A 17,796-nucleotide genomic window follows, 5' to 3' on the forward strand; every position below is an offset into this window, starting at 1 on the left:
GTACTGCGGGATTTTTACGTTATTGCCCGGCATCGGCGCTTTCCGCATGAACCGGAGCGGCATCGGGCTCGCTGAGAAACGCGGTAATCGGCATGGATGCGGCGCCCAACGCCGTGGAGCGGATGCCCAGATTGGCGAAGGCAACGTTGGTTTTCTTGCGATGATACGATAAGCTGCGGTTTTCGATCGTTTGCAGCATGGCGTCCTGCAGCAGGTCCCCGGCCATGGACAGGCGGTTCCCGATGACGATCAGCTCCGGGTTAAGGATGTTGACGAGATTGGCCAGGCCGACGCCCAACTGGGCGCCGGTCTCATTCATCAGCCGCACCGCCTCGGCTTCGCCTTCGCGGGCCAACCGGATGATTTGCTCCAAATCGGGGAGCGTGCCGCTCCACTGCTTGGCCGCCCGATCCAGCAACGCTTTCTCAGAGGCCAGCGTCTCCCAGCAGCCGCGGTTGCCGCAACGGCAGAGGGGGCCGTTCTCGGCGACGGTCATATGGCCGACTTCGCCCGAGAAATTCGAGGTCCCGCGATATAGCTCACCCCCGACGATGATCCCGGATCCGATGCCGATGCCGATGCTCAAATAGATCAGGTTCAGGGCTTCGCGACCCGCGCCGTATAATTTCTCGCCGATCGCGCCGGCGTTTGCTTCGTTATCGATATGAATATTGGTCCCGAATTCCGAGGCCAGAGCTTCGTACAGGTCGATTTGGTTCCAGCCCAGGTTCGGGGCGGAAACGACGCGGCTTTTCTCGTCGACGAGTCCTGGGACTCCGATCCCGATGCCGACGATGCCGTAAGGCGAATCGGGCAGCTTTCTGCCTAATTGGCGGATCGTCTTACGGATTTGCTCCAGTACGTTCTCGGGGGAGAAGTCGCTGAGCGCCACCATCTTCTCCTGCAGGACATAGCCCTCCAGATCGACGAGCACGGCCAGCAAATCGTTGACGCGGATATCGATGCCTATGGCATAACCCGCGCTGCGGTTGAACAGAAGCAGCGTCGGCTTGCGCCCGCCGCTCGATTCCCCGGGGCCGCTCTCGGTGACGAGCCGGCTGTCGATCAGCTCGGCGACGAGGGACGACACGGTGGCTTTATTCAGGCCGATGGCGGCGGAGATATCCGCCCGGGACAGCGGCTGGCGCTGGCGGATCGTGTCCAGGACGATGGTTTTATTCATTTTTTTGATGAGCTGCTGGTCGCCTGTAATTTTCATGAGTTCTCCCTCAATAGTCCCATGCGGATCGCATGGCGATTTATGTCTATACGCATCATAACACAGATGAACCACGGGTATTCAATAACTTTGTTAGTTCACTAGACAAACTAAGTATAACGTGATACGATCTAAATGTAAAAAGGATGCTGCCATTATCCGGTGGGCATGCTACTTATAAACCATAGGATGTAAAGGCTTACTTAATTTAAGTGAGTGTTCAAAAAGTCAGGTTTTCAGCACCGAGAAGGTTGGATGAAGCTAGGGACGGAGTAGCGGAGCGTAGTTGGAGCTACGTGAGCAACGGAAGGCCCGGGTGAATTCAAGATTCGACGCCGAATCTACTTCATGAACTGCTTCGTGAGCAAAAGATGACTTTTTGAACTACCTCTTAAAAACCAAATCAGGCTGGGAGGATTTAACGTGAGTTATTTTAAAAACATCAGCAAAATTCAGTATGAAGGCGCAGGTTCCAACAATCCGCTGGCATTTAAACATTATGATGAGAACGAAGTAGTCCTAGGCAAGTCGATGAAAGAGCATCTGCGTTTCGCGGTAGCTTACTGGCATACGCTTACGATGAACGGCAGCGACCCGTTCGGCCAAGGCAATATGATCCGCCCATGGGAAACGGTATCCGGTCTGGATCTCGCCAAAGCCCGCGTAGAAGTCAACTTTGAATTCCTGGAAAAGCTCGGCGCTCCTTATTTCTGCTTCCATGATGCCGATATCGCTCCGGAAGGCGCTACCCTGAAAGAATCGAACGAGAACATTGACGTGATCGTCGCGAAAATCAAAGAAGGCATGAAAGCTTCCGGCGTTAAGCTGCTTTGGAATACGGCCAACATGTTCTCCAACCCGCGTTATGTGCATGGCGCTGCTACGACTTCCAATGCGGACGTGTTTGCTTACGCAGCCGCTCAAGTGAAGAAAGGCTTGGAAACCGCAGTTGAGCTGGGCTCCGAAAACTATGTGTTCTGGGGCGGCCGCGAAGGTTATGAATCCCTGCTCAATACGGATATGGGCCTGGAGCTTGACAACCTGGCAAGATTCTTCCAAATGGCGATCGACTACGCGAAGGAAATCGGCTTCAAAGGCCAATTCCTGATCGAGCCTAAACCCAAAGAGCCTACCAAACATCAGTATGACTTCGACGCCGCTACGACGATTGCGTTCCTGCAAAAATACGGCTTGCAAGATAATTTCAAATTGAACCTGGAAGCGAACCATGCTACATTGGCAGGCCATACGTTCGAGCATGAACTGCGCGTTGCCCGCATCAACAACATGCTGGGTTCGATCGACGCGAACCAAGGCGATCCTTTGCTGGGTTGGGACACCGACGAATTCCCTACCGAGATGTACTCCGTAACGCTGGCTATGTACGAAATTTTGCAAAACAATGGCCTGGGCTCCGGCGGCGTGAACTTCGACGCGAAAGTTAGACGCGGTTCCTTCGAGCCGGAAGATTTGTTCTACGCTCACATTGCCGGTATGGATGCATTCGCGAAGGGTTTGAAAGTAGCCGGCAAGATGATCGAAGACAAATTCTTCGATAAATTGCTGGATGAGCGTTACGCCAGCTTCAAAACCGGCATCGGCGCCGACATCGTATCCGGCAAGGCCAACTTCAAAACGTTGGAAGCCTACGCGATGCAAAACAGCAGCATCGTCAACAAATCCAACCACCTCGAGTTGGTTAAAGCCCGCCTGAACGAATATCTGTTCAGCACGAAATAAGAGTTGAACCCGGAGCTTCTCCGGTTTACTCTATGAATTATTAAGGCTATAAAGTATTAGTTCAAAAAGTCGGCTTTTCAGCACCGAGAAGGTTGGATGAAGCTAGGGAGTGAGTAGCGGAGTGTAGGTAAGCCTATGTGAGCAACGGAAGGCCCGGCTGAATTCAAGATTCGACGTCGAATCCACTTCGAGAACTTCATCATGAAGGAAAGATGACTTTTTGAACAACCTTATGAAAGGGGACGCCTGCCGTCCCTTTTTGTGGTATAGGGCCCCGGAACGGGGGAAATGCGAAGGGAGAGTTATCGCGATGAAATATGTGATTGGGATCGATCTCGGGACCAGTTCGGTGAAGACGCTGCTTGTGAACCAGAACGGAGAGATCGCCGGGGAAGCTACGGCTGCCTATCCGCTGATCCAGGAGCGCCCCGGATACAGTGAACAAAATCCCGAGGAATGGGTGAACGGCACGATCGCCTGCTTGCAGCAGCTGTTGAAGGAAAGCGGCGTGGCCGCCGCCGACATCGAGGGTGTGTCTTTTTCGGGCCAAATGCACGGTCTTGTGCTGCTGGATGAGCACAACAACGTATTGCGCAAAGCGATTTTGTGGAATGATACGCGGACGACCAAGCAATGCCGCGAAATCGAAGCGAAGCTGGGCGGCAAGCTGCTGGAGATTACTCGCAACGCGGCGCTGGAAGGCTTTACTTTGCCGAAAATCATTTGGGTCCAGCAAAACGAACCGGAATTGTTCGCCAAAGCAACGCGTTTCGTGCTGCCGAAGGATTATTTGCGTTACCGGATGACCGGCAGCGTGCACATGGAAATTTCCGATGCGGCCGGTACGCTCTTGCTCAACGTGCCTGAGGGCCGATGGAGCGATGAGATTTCCTCGGCCTTCGGGCTTCCGTCCGGTTTCTGCCCGCCGATCGTCGGCAGTACAGAGAATACCGGCACGCTGACGCCGGAGTTTGCGGCGCTTTCGGGGCTGTCCGAAGGCACGAAGGTGTTCGGCGGCGGGGCCGACAATGCCTGCGGCGCGGTTGGCGCGGGCATCGTCCGCAAGGGCGACGCGTTGTGCAGCGTCGGGACGTCCGGCGTCGTGTTGACGTACGAAGAAGACAAAAACAAGGATTTCGCCGGCAAAGTGCATTTCTTTAACCATGCGCATCCGGGGGCTTTTTACGCAATGGGCGTGACGCTTGCCGCGGGTTATTCCTTAAGCTGGTTTAAGGAATCGCTGGCGCCGGAGCTTGGCTTCGACGAGCTGCTTAAGCCGGTGGGCGACATCGCGCCGGGATCGGAGGGGTTGTTGTTCACCCCGTACCTGGTCGGGGAACGGACGCCGCATGCGGACAGCGTGATTCGCGGCAGCTTCATCGGCTTGTCCGGCACGCACCGCCGCGAACATCTGGCCCGTGCGGTGATGGAGGGCATCACCTTCTCGCTGCAGGAATCGTTTGATCTGTTCAACCAGGCCGGCATTGCGGTGGAACGCGTCATCTCCATCGGCGGCGGCGCGAAGAATCCGGTTTGGCTGCAAATGCAGGCCGACATCTTCGGCAAGCCGGTCGTGGCGCTGAAGAACGAGCAAGGCCCGGCGATGGGCGCGGCGATGATGGCCGCCGTCGGCAGCGGCTGGTTCGGCAGCTTGAAGGAATGCGCCGACGCCTTCATCGGTTATGCCAAGACGTATGAGCCGGTTCCGGCCAACGCCCTGAAATACGCGCGTCTCTTTAAGCTGTATCAGCAAGTTTACGCGGCTACCCGCTCGCTCAACGAAGGGCTGCAGGAATTCCGGGGCTAGGTATCGGCCTCATTAACCAATAGTTTGATATTAGCTTCCCAGCCAAGCGCCTGTTCCCAACGGAACAGGCGCTTTTCGGTTGACTCGGCAGAGAGCGGTGCGGAATGTTGTACTTTCTGCAGCATTTCTTCTCCTGCTATGCAACTCACATGAGCGCCGGTCGGCATGATATAATTGACCTAGGCAAGAGGAGGGAAGACATGTTTATCCGGACCATCTACCGCAAATACTTCAAGAATAATTTGTTCATGAAGATCATCTTGTTTTTTTCGGTCATCACGATCGTGACGATCATTACCTTCTCCTATCTGATGTTCATATTTATGTCCGAGTCCGCGGTGCAGAGACAGCTGGATATCCAGAAAAGGGCGATCGAAAGCGTGAGCGATTACATCAGCGGCAAATACGAATCCGTACAGTCGATGGCGAGGAATATTTACAGGGACGGCGAACTAGCTTCGAATACGTCTTTTTTCCTGGAGCATCCTTATCAGGATTATGTCACCTATCGTCTGGACCGCTTTTATATGGATAATAGTTCGTCGACGGACACCGTCCTGTATTTCCGCAACCAGGTGGACGACGACCGGGATATCCGCTGCCTGATGTTATACAGCGCGGACCAGCAGCAGTTGTACGCTTTTAAGAGCGATAAACAGTTTAAAATCATTTCCACCAACTCGGCCCGCTCTTACGTGCCGGAAGTCATGTACCAGCAGGAGGGCTTGGGCGTAGGCGGATCCAATATATGGGTGCGTAAAACGACCGGCCTGGCGGATACTCCGATGTACTCCGTCCACGTTCCGATCAACAACATGCTGTCTCTGCGCAATATCGGTCAGTTGGTCGTCTATTTCGACACCGAAAAGGTTTGGGACAGCTTGAGCTTATATAAGGAGGAATTGAAGGGGGCGATTCTGGTTTTATCCGCAGGCGGCAAAGTCTTGTTCGATTCCTCGGGCACCTATTACGGCCAAAGATATCCCTATGCCGACCAGCTCAATTCGATGTACGACAACGGGGTCTTGGTCGACGACCTGATTGCCACCAAGCTGACGCAAAGCCAGGGAGGCTTTACCGTGCTGAGCACCGTGCCGAAGGAGGAATTGGCCAAAACTTACCGCGGGCTGCGGAATACGATCTTATTGATCAGCTCGGTCTGCATTTTATTCGCGATTCTGATCCCGGCGTTGTTCATCGGCAATTTCGCCAAACGGACGCAGGGAATCATCCGGTTCACCCGCAAAGTCCGAAACGGGGACTTGAAGGCCCGGATCGCCGATGTGCGGGAGGACGAGCTCGGGCAAATCTCCAAAAGCTTCAATGATATGCTCGACGAGCTGAATCTCTATATCGAGCGGGTCTTCAAGGCGGAAATCAAGCAGCAGCAGACGGAGCTTGTGGCGCTTCAGGCCCGAATTAACCCGCATTTTCTCTACAACACGCTCGAGGTCATCCGCATGCGGGCGATATCCCAAGGCGCCAAAGACGTCGCCGAGATGATCTATAGCTTGTCCGTCCTGTTCAAGAGCCTGGTGCAGCAAAAGAAAATCTACACGCTCAAGGACGAACTGGAGGCCTGCCGGCTGTATCTGGAGCTCTTCCGCATTCGTTACAAGGATAGATTCAACTATGAGATCCTAGCCGATCCAAGCCTGGCCGGCAAATCGATCGTGAAGTTGTCCCTGCAGCCGATTATCGAAAACTATATCGTCCACGGCATTCAAACGGACCGTTTCGATAACCGGTTATCGATCGAGGTGCGGGAAGAAGGAGAGACCCTTCTGGCGGTGGTGAAAGATAACGGAAAAGGCATCGAACCGGAAAGATTGGCGGAAATCCGAGAGGAGCTGGACAAGCCGGAAGAGACCGGGCAAATGTTCGGACTGCGCAGCGTGCATAGCCGGTTGCGTTTCCTGTACGGCGCCGAGTACGGAATCGAGATCGAAAGCAAGCCGGGAGAAGGGACGACCCTCATCGTACGTTATCCAAATCGGGAAGGAACAGATGCTGAGAATGTATAAAGTATTCATTGTCGATGACGAGCCGTTTATCATAGAAGGGTTATACGACATTGTAGATTGGCCGGCGCTCGGCTTGGAAATCGTCGGGCATGCGGAGAACGGCCGGCAGGCGCTCGAAGCTCTGCGGACGACGCCTGTCGACGTGTTGATCACCGACATTTCCATGCCGGTCATGGACGGGCTGAACCTGATCTCCGAGGCGCGCAAGCTTCGCAAGGAGCTCAAGGTGATCATCCTGAGCGGCTTTAACGAGTTTGATTACCTTAAGCAAGGCATGAAGCTGGGGATCGAAAACTATCTGCTCAAGCCGATCAACGTCGACGAACTGGAGTCGACGCTCCGCAACACGGTGCAGAAGCTGGACAGCTTGACGTCGGAAGAGCTGTACGATGCGTACGATGTCCAAATCCTAAAGGACAATACGCTGTACCGCTGGCTGACCGGTCAAATCGCCGCAGCCGAATTTGCCGAGCGGGCGGAGCTGCTTGGGCTTTATTTGAAAGGGCCGTATATCGTGGTCAGTGCATTGCGGACGAAAGGCAATCCGGCCGAAGTGTTCGAGCGGGCCGGCCGATTCCTGAACGCGGAGCGGGAGATCACGTTATGCCACGATGTGGACGGCGATATCATCATGATCGCTTCCCTGCCGAATTGGGCGGAGGGCAAAAGGAGCTTTACCAGGCTGCTGGAGAACTTGTCGCTGGAGTTGTCCATCATGAACCGGACCATTCAAATCGGCATCGGAAGCGTGGGGCAGCTCCCCGAGGAAGCCTCCCTCAGCTACAAGGAAGCCAAGCGGGCTTTGGAGTATTACATGATCTATCCGGATAAGCGGATCATTGAATACAAGCTGCTGGAGGGGGACCGTACCGGCACAAGCGCCGGCGCCGGCGTCGCCGGGAGCGATCGCGATAGCGGCGGATATCCGCTGGCTTGGGAGGAGTATGCCAAGCTGATTTTGGCCAAGGACCAGGAAGGGTTGAAGGACCGCATCCGCAGCGATTTCGAACGGTTGAAGCGGGTGGAAGGCATTCGTCCCGAAGATTTGCAAAACGCCGCATTGGAGCTGGTCGTCCGATTCAAAATGGAGCTCCAGCATATCAAGCATGCGGAAGAGGCGGAGGTTTTCAAGAAGGCGTTGGACCGGGTGCAGCGCTGCGAGACCTTCTCGGGGTTGGTGAGTGCGCTCGAAGAAGCAGCGGAAGAAACCGTCGGCTCTTTGCTGCAGGACGCCAAAAATCCGGTCGTGCACCAGGTGCTGAACTACATCCACAGCCATTACGCCGACGAGCTGTCCCTGAAAACGCTGGGGGCGCAATACCATATCCATCCCGTCTATTTAGGCCAGCTGTTTCATAAAGAGACGGGAGGGTCTTTCGCCGAATACATCAACAAATACCGCATCGAAAAGGCCAAACAAGAGCTGAAGAACACCAATCTCAAGGTGCATGAAATCGCCCGGAACGTAGGATACTGGGAAATCGGCTATTTTTACAAACAGTTCAGAAAATACGTGGGGATCTCGCCGACCGATTTCAAGGCGCTGCATTGAAAATAGAGCAAAAAGGACACCCTGGATAAAAGGAACCCAAACCTGCCTGAGGGTAGGTTTTTTTCATGGATTCAGGGTGTTTTACATTCGATGCGAGCTCATTTTACGCGTTGGGCCATTTTCATCCGCAATGTACACCTTTTCTTTAATTTGTACCTCGATTTATTAAGTTTATCTTCTTTTTGTAACTGCTTTCATCCGGTAAGGTTAAGTTAGTTAAACGAATTCATACAGAACTACAAAAGGGAGGATCAGCATGAGTAAAAGTAAAAGAAGTTTCTCTTTCGTACTCGCCACTCTGATGGCCCTGGTGCTTGTACTGAGCGCTTGCGGCGGCAGCAAAAACAATGCGGCCGAAGGGAACAACGGCTCGGCAGCAGCGGGAGGTTCGGAAGAACCGGTTAACCTGATTTGGTACACGATCGGGACGCCGCAAAAAGACGTGGATCGCGTTATGGAAGAAGTCAGCAAGTATACCAAAGAAAAAATCAACGCAACCATCACCATGAAAATGATCGACTGGGGCGACTACACCCAGAAGATGCAAGTGAACGTCGCTTCCGGCGAACCGATGGACATCATCTTCACCTCCGCCGGCGGTTTCGACTACGTGCAAAACGCCAGAAAAGGCGCGTTTGCCGAGCTCGACGGACTGCTTGAGCAATACGGTAAAGACCTGAAAAACACCATCGACCCGGCTTTCCTGGAAGGCTCCAAAGTCGACGGACACAACTACGGCATTCCGGCCAACAAAGAACTCCCGCAACAAGAGGTATGGCGCTTCAACAAAAACTTGGTGGACAAGTACAAGTTTGACATTTCGGGCATCCGTACTTTGGACAGCATCGAACCGCTCTTGAAAACGATCAAGGAAAGCGAACCGGGCGTAACGCCATTCGCTATGGATAAAAACTACGTGCCTTACGTGCCTTACGATTACATTATCCAAAACCTGCCGATGGCCGTAAAGCTTGACACGACGGACTACAAAGTCGTTAACATTCTGGAAACGCCGGAAATGAAAGAAGCCCTGAACTTGATGCGCAAATACTATCAAGCGGGTTATGTGGCTCCTGAAGCCGCGACGACCGGTTCCACCAGCGACCTGATGACCTCCGGCCAATGGTTCATGGACCGCGCGCAAACCCAGCCGCTGGCTGACAATCTCTGGTCGGCAAGCTACGGATATCCTGTCGTATCCACGCCGGCAAGCGACGCGATCGTTACGAATACTTCGGTGCAAGGTTCGATCATGGCCATTTCCGCCAACTCCGAGCATCCGGAGAAAGCGATGGAATTCCTGAACCTGCTGAACACCGATCCGGTATTGCGCAACATGGTCGACTCCGGTATCGAAGGTGTTCACTACAAGAAGCTGGACGACACCCATCTCGAAAACCTGGCCGAGTCGAAAAACTATGACATGCCATCGTATTCCCTGGGCAACAACATGCTGCTCTTCCTGAACCCGAACGATCCAGACAACAAATGGGATGAATTCAAGAAGTTTAACGCAGAAGGCGTTGATTCGCCAATCCTGAGCTTCAACTTCGACAGCACGAAAGTAGCTACCGAAATGGCTGCCGTGCAAAACGTCAAAGAACAGTTCTGGTCTTCGCTGATGACCGGTACGGTGGATCCTGCATCCTACTTGCCGAAAGCGATCGAAAAATTCAAAGAGGCTGGCCTTGACAAGGTCATTGCTGAAGCCCAAGCTCAGCTCGACGCCTGGAGAGCTGAGAACAACAAGTAATAATTTAAGAAAGACAAAGGATCGGGCGGGTGATTTAATGCGCCCGATCCTTTTTCATTATGATTGACAGGAGGGAACATCATGGCTGCATTTTTTAAAAACCTGCTCAAGAACAAAGTCATGTTATTTATGGTGTTGCCGGGTGCCGTCTGGTTCTTCTTTTTCTCTTACCTTCCTCTGGTCGGTACGATCACGGCGTTCAAGCAATACCGCTTCAATCGTGGCGGCTTCTGGGCCAGTATTTCGCAGAGCGAATGGGTGGGTTGGGACAACTTCAAGTTCCTGTTCAGCACCGACGATGCTTTTACCATTACCCGTAACACGTTGTTGTACAACATTGCTTTTATTTTCATCGGACTTGTTCTTTCTGTGGCTATGGCGATTTTGCTGTCCCAGATTGTCGGCAAGACGATGGCTAAGGTGTATCAAACCGGGATGTTCCTGCCTTATTTCCTATCCTGGGTTATCGTTGGTTATTTCGCGTTCAGCTTCCTGAGCATGGATCGGGGGATGCTGAACCAGGTTCTGGACTGGTTTGGCGTTGAACGGATCAACTGGTATTCGGAGTCGAAGTATTGGCCGTATATCTTGATTTTCGTCAATCTATGGAAAACGATCGGCTACAACAGCGTAGTATACCTGGCTTCCATTATGGGCATCGACAAGTCGCTTTACGAGGCGGCAATGATCGACGGCGCCAGCAAATGGCAGCAAGTTCGCAACATTACGGTTCCGTTGCTCTCTCCGATTATTATCATTATGACGCTGCTTGCCGTAGGGCGGATCTTCTATGCCGACTTCGGTCTGTTCTATCAAGTGCCAAGAGATTCGGGCACGCTATATCAGGTGACCAACGTTATCGACACTTACGTATACCGCGGTTTGAAAACGACCGGGGAAATCGGCATGAGTACGGCGGCCGGCCTTTATCAATCGGTAGTAGGTTTCATTCTTGTTATGGTATCCAACTTCATCGTGCGCAAAATTGATAAAGACAGCGCCTTATTCTAAAACAGCTGAAAGGAGTGTCAGAGTATGGCTGAGATTACCAATAAAAGTAAGGATTTCCATAATGTCTCTCGCGGGTGGAACACCGTTTTGCACCTGATTGCAGGCATTTTCTCGTTTATGTGCGTGTTTCCCTTCTTATTCGTCGTGATCATTTCCTTCACGGATGAAAAAACTTTGGCTACGGACGGATATCGGTTGTTTCCCGCCAAATGGAGCCTGGAGGCCTACCGTTTCGTGTTCGAGAGCGGCGACTCGTTGCTTCGCTCTTACGGCGTGACGATTGTGGTGACCCTCGTAGGCACCTTGATTAGCTTGGCGATGATCGCGCTTTATGCCTACGCCATCTCGCGGAAAAGCTTCCGTTACCGGAGATTTTTCTCGGTATTTGCAATTATCACTATGCTGTTTAACGGCGGCATGATCCCGACTTATATGGTGGTTTCCCAACTCATGGGGTTGAAGGATTCGCTATGGGCATTGATTTTGCCTTTGGCGATGAATGCATTTTATATCATGATTTTACGGACGTTTTATAGTACGAGTGTTCCCGAGGCCATCATCGAATCGGCACGGATCGACGGCGCGGGCGATTTCTATATCTTCCTGCGCATCGTATTGCCGCTGTCGCTGCCCGGGTTGGCCACCATCGGCCTGTTCAGTACGCTGGGCTACTGGAACGATTGGTTTAACGCTTTGCTATACATCGACAATCCGAACTTGGTGCCGCTGCAGTCGATGCTGATGCGGATCGAATCCAGCATCGCGTTCATTCAGCAAAACTCGCAGAACAGCTCGCTGAGCTTGCAGGCCCTGTCGTCCATTCCGCAGGATACGTCCCGGATGGCGATGGTCGTACTCGCGACGCTGCCAATTATTTTTGCTTATCCGTTCTTCCAACGGTATTTCGTACAAGGACTTACGGTAGGCGCCGTCAAAGAATAATAAGAGGTTGTTCAAAAAGTCATCTTTCCATCACGAAGTAGCTTATGAAGCTTAATCGACATCGAATCTTGAATTCAGCCGGGCATAGCAGATGCTTCCGAAGCATGTTTCCTGCGGAAACATTTCAGTTGCTCACGTAGCCTCCGGCTACGCTGCGCTACTGACGTCCCTAGCTTCATCCGACCTAAAGCGTTTGGAAAAAACGCACATCGGAAGCATACGCTTCGGTGCTGAAAAGCCGACTTTTTGAACGGTATTCAACTTATGAACTGAATTTATTATCAATGGAGCGAGGTGGAGACGTTGCTATACAAGGACAGCACGAAACCCATCCCGGAACGAGTGGAGCATTTGCTCGGACTGATGACTTTGGAAGAGAAGGCCGGCCAGCTGGTCCAGCCGTTCGGCTGGCAGACCTATGAGCATATAAACGGAGAGATCACACTGGCGGATCGCTTCAAACAGCAGGTAGCGCAGGGCGGCGTCGGGTCGCTCTACGGCGTGCTTCGGGCCGACCCGTGGACCGGCGTGACGCTCGAAACCGGGTTGTCGCCGCGCGAGGGCGCGGAAGCGGTGAATGCGATTCAGCGTTACGCGATCGAAAACTCGCGGCTCGGCATCCCGATCCTGATCGGGGAGGAATGCTCGCACGGCCATATGGCGATCGGCGCGACCGTGTTTCCGGTGCCGCTGTCGCTCGGCAGCACCTGGAACGTGGAGCTGTACCGCGAGATGTGCCGGGCGGTGGGCCGGGAGACCCGCAGCCAAGGCGGCGCGGTCACCTATTCTCCGGTCCTCGACGTCGTCCGCGACCCCCGCTGGGGCCGGACCGAAGAGTGCTTCGGCGAGGACGCCTATCTGATCGGCGAAATGGCCGTGGCTTCGGTCGAAGGGCTGCAGGGGGATCGCTTGGACGGAGAGGGCAGCGTGGCCGTCACGCTCAAGCATTTCGTCGGCTACGGCAGCTCCGAAGGCGGCCGCAATGCCGGTCCGGTGCATATGGGGCGGCGCGAGCTGCTGGAGGTCGACCTGGAACCGTTCCGCAAGGCGGTGCAAGCGGGAGCGGCTTCGATCATGCCGGCTTACAACGAAATCGACGGCGTGCCCTGCACCACCAACGAGGAACTGCTGGACGGCATCCTTCGCGGCGAGTGGGGCTTCGACGGCATGGTGATCACCGATTGCGGCGCGATCGACATGCTGGCATCCGGGCACGACGTGGCGGAAGACGGCCGGGACGCGGCGATTCAAGCGATCCGCGCCGGCATCGATATGGAGATGTCCGGCGAAATGTTCGGCAAGCATCTCGTGGAGGCGGTCCGCTCCGGCCAGTTGGAGGAGGAAGTGCTCGACCGCGCGGTGCGCCGCGTATTGACGCTGAAATTCCGGCTGGGCCTGTTCGAAGCGCCGTACGCCGACCCGGAGCGGGCCGAGCGGGTGATCGGCAGCGCGGAACATGTGGAGCTGGCGCGGCGGTTGGCCGGCGAAGGCATCGTGCTGCTGAAGAATGAAGGGAGCGTGCTGCCGCTATCGTCTTCGGCCGGCAAAATTGCCGTCATCGGCCCGAACGCGGACGCCGGCTACAACCAGCTCGGCGACTATACTTCGCCGCAGCCGCGGTCCAAGGTGACGACCGTGCTCGGCGGCATCCGCAGCAAGCTGGCCGACGCGCCGGAACGGGTGCTGTATGCTCCGGGCTGCCGGATCAAAGGCGATTCCCGGGAAGGGTTCGACTTCGCCGTATCGTGCGCGGAGCAAGCGGACGCCGTGGTGATGGTCGTCGGCGGCTCGAGCGCGCGGGACTTCGGCGAAGGCAGCATCGATCTGCGAACCGGCGCCTCGAAAGTGACCGGCAATGCGGAGAGCGACATGGACTGCGGCGAAGGTATCGACCGAATGTCCCTCGGCTTGTCCGGCGTGCAGTTGGAGCTGATTCAGGAGGTTCATAAATTGGGTAAACCGCTGGTAGTGGTCTATATCAACGGTCGTCCGATCGCCGAACCGTGGATCGACGAGCACGCGGACGCGATCCTGGAAGCTTGGTACCCGGGCCAGGAGGGCGGACACGCGGTGGCGGACATCCTGTTCGGCGACGTTAATCCGTCCGGGCGCCTGACGGTCTCCATTCCGAAGCATGTCGGACAGCTGCCGGTGTACTATCACGGGAAACGTTCGCGGGGCAAAAGATACCTGGAGGCCGATTCCCAGCCGCGTTATCCGTTTGGCTTCGGACTCAGCTATACCGAGTTCGGCTACGCCAACCTGGCCGTCACGCCCGGGAGCATCGGGAAGAACGGCGAGGTCCAGGTTAAGGTAGAAGTAACCAACACCGGCGAACGGGCCGGCGCGGAAGTGGTGCAGCTGTATTTGACCGATGTGGCCAGCACGGTGACGCGGCCGGCGAAAGAGCTGAAGGGCTTCCGCAAGGTGTTTTTGCAGCCCGGCGAATCGCAGGTGGTGGAGTTTACCCTGGGACCGGAGCAACTGCAGTACATCGGACAGGCCTACCGACCGATCGTGGAGCCCGGGGATTTCCGGGTACATGTCGGCAAGAATGTGAATGAGACGCTGGGCGCCAATTTCGTTGTGCGGGAGGGTTAATATACATGGAACGGATCAGACGTTTTATCCGGGAGCTGTCGGAGGCGCAATGGCTCGATCAGATCGAGCTGCGCGGTTGGGAGATCACGACTTCCACCTATCAGGTTCCCGGGAAGTACACGGAGGAAACGGAATACCCGGAAGGCCAGGCGTTGGAACGGTTTCCGAGCACGCAGGGAACGACGTATTTCTTCAGAACGAAGCTGGAAATCCCGAACCGCTGGCAGGGCGGGCAGGCCGGACTCGTGTTTGCCTCGGGCGGCGAAGGACTGCTGCGCATCAACGGCAGATCGGCTCAAGGGCTGGACCGCAACCATACCTTCGTGACCTTGCCGCAAGAGCAGGGAGGCGGTCCGCTGTCCCTGGAAATCGAACTGTATGATCCGATTCCGGAGCCGGTCGACCCGCTGAACCAACAGGCTGTCATTCAGCCGCCGATCGCGCGGGTCGATAGCCGGCTCGTGCTGGTCAACCGGCCGGTCCAGAGCTTGTTGTATACGGCGACGGTCGTTCGCGACTCTGCGGTGCTGCTGCCGGAGCAGGATTTCCGGCGCACCCGGCTGATCGAGGCGCTGTACGCCGCCATGGACGGGTTCGTGGCGCTGGACGGCGAGGCAATCCGCGCGGGCGGCGCGATTGCGGAGATCGAGCGGCGGCTCGCCGAGCGGGTCAAGGCGATCGGCGGCAATGCCGAAGGCTTGATCCGCATGGTCGGCCAATCGCATATCGACATCGCCTGGTTGTGGCCGACCCGGGAGACGGTACGCAAGACGAGCCGGACGTTCTCGACGGTCGACGCGTTGATGCGCGAGTATCCGGAGTATCGCTACGCACAAAGCCAGCCGCAGCTGTTCGCTTATTTGAAGGACAACGATCCCGAGTTGTACGAGCGGGTGAAGGCGAGAATCAAGGAAGGCCGTTGGGAATTGGTCGGCGGTATGTGGGTCGAGCCGGATTTGAACCTGCCGAGCGGGGAATCGCTGATGCGGCAGATGCTGTACGGGCAACGCTTCTATCAGGATGAATTTGGGCAAACCTCGGAGATCGAGTGGCTGCCGGATACGTTCGGCTATTGCGCATCGCTGCCGCAGATTTTGCGGCACGGCGGCATCCGCTATTTTATGACGACCAAGCTGGGCTGGAACGACACCAACGTATTCCCGTACGATCTGTTCCACTGGGTCGGCATCGACGGGACGCCGATGTTGTCTTATTTGAACCACGGGGTCAACGAGAATACGCTGCCGAAGGACGTGCACGATCACTGGCAGTCTTACCGCCAGAAAGCCGCGCACCCGGAGCAAATGCTGCTATATGGGCATGGCGACGGCGGCGGCGGCGTAACCCGCGAAATGCTGGAATACATTAACCGCGCCGAGCTGATGGTCGGTCAACCGTCCAGCGAATACGGCACGGCGGCGGAGTTTTTTGCCGGAATCGAAGCGGCGCAGCCGAAGCTGCCGGCTTGGCACGGCGATTTGTACCTGGAGCTGCACCGCGGGACGTATACGACCCACGGGCGCAACAAGCGCAGCAACCGGCAGGCCGAGATCCTGTACCGCGAAGCGGAGGTCTGGAACGCGCTGGCCGCTCCGGCCATACCGGCCGAGCGACAAGGCGAGGTCCAAGCGGAGCTTCGGGACGGTTGGAAGCTGATCCTGCTGAACCAGTTCCACGACATCATCCCGGGATCGGCGATTACCGAAGCCTACGAAACGTCGGCGAAGGAATATGCCGAGATTTTCGATAAAGGCCGCGACGGACTGCGGCAGGGCTTGGCGGCTTTGGCCGGGCAGGCGGCGACTGCGGGCGAAGGCACGCCTTACGTCGTGTTCAACAGTCTGGGTTGGTCCCGCGATGCGGTCGTTGCCCTTCGCGATCAAGCCTTCCGCAGCGGCATCGCCGCTTACGATGAGCACGGAACGCGGCTTGCGCTGGACGTCCAGACGGATCTGGGCGGCGATACGGCAGCCTGGGTTCGCGTGCCCGAAGTTCCGGCGTTTGGCTACAAGACGATTTGGCTGCGCCAAGAAGCGGCTGGAACGGCGAATTCCCCTGCCGGAAACCAAGCGTTCGACGGCGAGTGGGAGACGGCGTTTTACCGCTTGAAGTTTAACGAACGCGGCGAGATCGTAAGCCTTTGGGATAAGGCTGCCGACCGGGAGATCGTAAAGCCGGGCGAAACGGCCAACCGGTTCCATTTCTATCACGACCGTCCGACGCTGTGGGACGCCTGGGATATCGACCCCCGTTACGAGCAGCAGCCGGCCGGCGCGGCAACGCTGCTGGAAAGCGGCCTGGCGGCAAGCGGTCCGGTCAAGGACGTGCTGCGCTTCCGCTGGAGCCTCGGCCAGTCGGAAATAACGCAGGACTTGATTCTGTATCATCACGATAAGCGGATCGATTTCCAAACGAAGGTCAACTGGAACGAAGCCCACAAGCTGCTGAAGGTCGGCTTCCCGATCGACGTCGTTACGGACAAAGCGACCTACGAAATTCCGTTCGGTGCGCTGGAACGCCCGACGCATCGCAACACGAGCTGGGAGCAGGCGCAATTCGAAGTGTGCGGGCACCGCTTTGCCGACGTTTCCGAACGCGGCTACGGCGTCAGCCTGTTGAACGACTGCAAATACGGCTACGACGTCCAGGGCAGCGCGATTCGCCTGTCGCTGCTGCGGGCGCCGAAATGGCCGGACGTGACCGCCGATCTGGGCGAGCATGAATTCACGTATTCCTTGTATCCGCACCAAGGGGATTGGCAAACGGCCCATACGGTGCGCGCCGCGGCGGAGCTGAATCACGCGCCGGCGGTGCAGACGGCCGAAGCCCATGAAGGCTCGCTGCCTTCCACGCATGCGCTGCTTGGCTTTACCGGCGAGCATGTCGTGCTCGACACGGTCAAGCCGGCCGAGGACGGCGACGGCGTGATCCTGCGGCTGTACGAATCCGCCGGCGGACGCGAGCGCGTTGCGCTGAACTGGAACCGGCCGTACTCCGGCGCGTTCCTTTCCAACGCCTTGGAACAGGAGTTGGAGCCTTTGGAGGCGGATGGAGGACGGATCGGGCTCGATTTTGCCCCGTATGAGATTAAGACGCTGAAAATAAAGTAACGTTAGGGGAAGCTAGCGCCGAAGTAGCTGGAGAAAA

Annotated in this window: 11 protein-coding genes; 9 read left to right on the forward strand and 2 right to left on the reverse strand. The window is 55.9% G+C overall.

The annotated features are described in order from the left end of the window. Positions 1 to 19 precede the first annotated feature (19 nt). Positions 20 to 1,219, reverse strand: a complete 1,200-nt coding sequence (locus tag ACQ4N8_RS01530; RefSeq protein ID WP_430702543.1) for an ROK family protein — start codon at positions 1,217 to 1,219, stop codon at positions 20 to 22. A gap of 423 nt (positions 1,220 to 1,642) precedes the next feature. Between ACQ4N8_RS01530 and xylA the strand changes: the two genes are divergently transcribed. Together xylA and xylB are read left to right on the forward strand one after the other, a co-directional pair. After that, the gene (gene xylA / locus ACQ4N8_RS01535; protein ID WP_430702544.1) at positions 1,643 to 2,959 is read left to right on the forward strand and encodes a xylose isomerase; all 1,317 of its coding nucleotides are present in this window, start codon (positions 1,643 to 1,645) and stop codon (positions 2,957 to 2,959) included. 310 nt (positions 2,960 to 3,269) lie between these two features. Beyond that, positions 3,270 to 4,766 (forward strand): xylulokinase, encoded by a 1,497-nt coding sequence (gene xylB, locus ACQ4N8_RS01540; RefSeq protein WP_430702545.1) that lies wholly within the window; start codon positions 3,270 to 3,272, stop codon positions 4,764 to 4,766. Here the strand turns inward: xylB and ACQ4N8_RS01545 are convergent. Next, complete coding sequence (locus ACQ4N8_RS01545; protein WP_430702546.1) at positions 4,763 to 4,891, reverse strand: hypothetical protein; 129 nt, start codon at positions 4,889 to 4,891, stop codon at positions 4,763 to 4,765. The two genes, xylB and ACQ4N8_RS01545, sit on opposite strands and share 4 nt — an antisense overlap. 75 nt (positions 4,892 to 4,966) lie before the next feature. Here ACQ4N8_RS01545 and ACQ4N8_RS01550 point away from each other — a divergent pair, with 75 nt between their 5' ends. From ACQ4N8_RS01550 to ACQ4N8_RS01580, 7 genes are all read left to right on the forward strand, one after another. Then, a complete protein-coding gene (locus ACQ4N8_RS01550) occupies positions 4,967 to 6,790 on the forward strand; it encodes a sensor histidine kinase (protein WP_430702547.1) in 1,824 nt (607 codons plus the stop codon). Beyond that, on the forward strand, positions 6,783 to 8,342 hold the full coding sequence (locus tag ACQ4N8_RS01555) for a response regulator (RefSeq protein ID WP_430702597.1): 1,560 nt from the start codon (positions 6,783 to 6,785) through the stop codon (positions 8,340 to 8,342). Before ACQ4N8_RS01550 ends, ACQ4N8_RS01555 begins: the two co-directional genes overlap by 8 nt. A gap of 256 nt (positions 8,343 to 8,598) precedes the next feature. Then, positions 8,599 to 10,095, forward strand: coding sequence for an ABC transporter substrate-binding protein (locus tag ACQ4N8_RS01560; protein WP_430702548.1), 1,497 nt, complete (start codon positions 8,599 to 8,601; stop codon positions 10,093 to 10,095). An 81-nt stretch (positions 10,096 to 10,176) separates the two neighbouring features. Then, positions 10,177 to 11,106: an ABC transporter permease gene (locus tag ACQ4N8_RS01565; RefSeq protein WP_430702549.1), complete on the forward strand. Its 930-nt coding sequence runs from the start codon at positions 10,177 to 10,179 to the stop codon at positions 11,104 to 11,106. A gap of 24 nt (positions 11,107 to 11,130) precedes the next feature. Further along, positions 11,131 to 12,048, forward strand: a complete 918-nt coding sequence (locus ACQ4N8_RS01570) for a carbohydrate ABC transporter permease (RefSeq protein ID WP_430702550.1) — start codon at positions 11,131 to 11,133, stop codon at positions 12,046 to 12,048. A gap of 303 nt (positions 12,049 to 12,351) precedes the next feature. Further along, positions 12,352 to 14,649 carry a glycoside hydrolase family 3 N-terminal domain-containing protein gene (locus ACQ4N8_RS01575; protein ID WP_430702551.1) on the forward strand — a complete coding sequence of 766 codons (2,298 nt, stop codon included), beginning with the start codon at positions 12,352 to 12,354 and terminating at the stop codon, positions 14,647 to 14,649. 5 nt (positions 14,650 to 14,654) lie between these two features. Further along, entirely contained in the window at positions 14,655 to 17,759 is a 3,105-nt protein-coding gene (locus ACQ4N8_RS01580) for an alpha-mannosidase (protein ID WP_430702552.1), read from the forward strand. Positions 17,760 to 17,796: the final 37 nt, after the last annotated feature.

It is taken from the genome of Paenibacillus macerans (genome assembly GCF_050565405.1).
Classification (GTDB): Bacteria; Bacillota; Bacilli; order Paenibacillales; family Paenibacillaceae; genus Fontibacillus; species Fontibacillus macerans_B.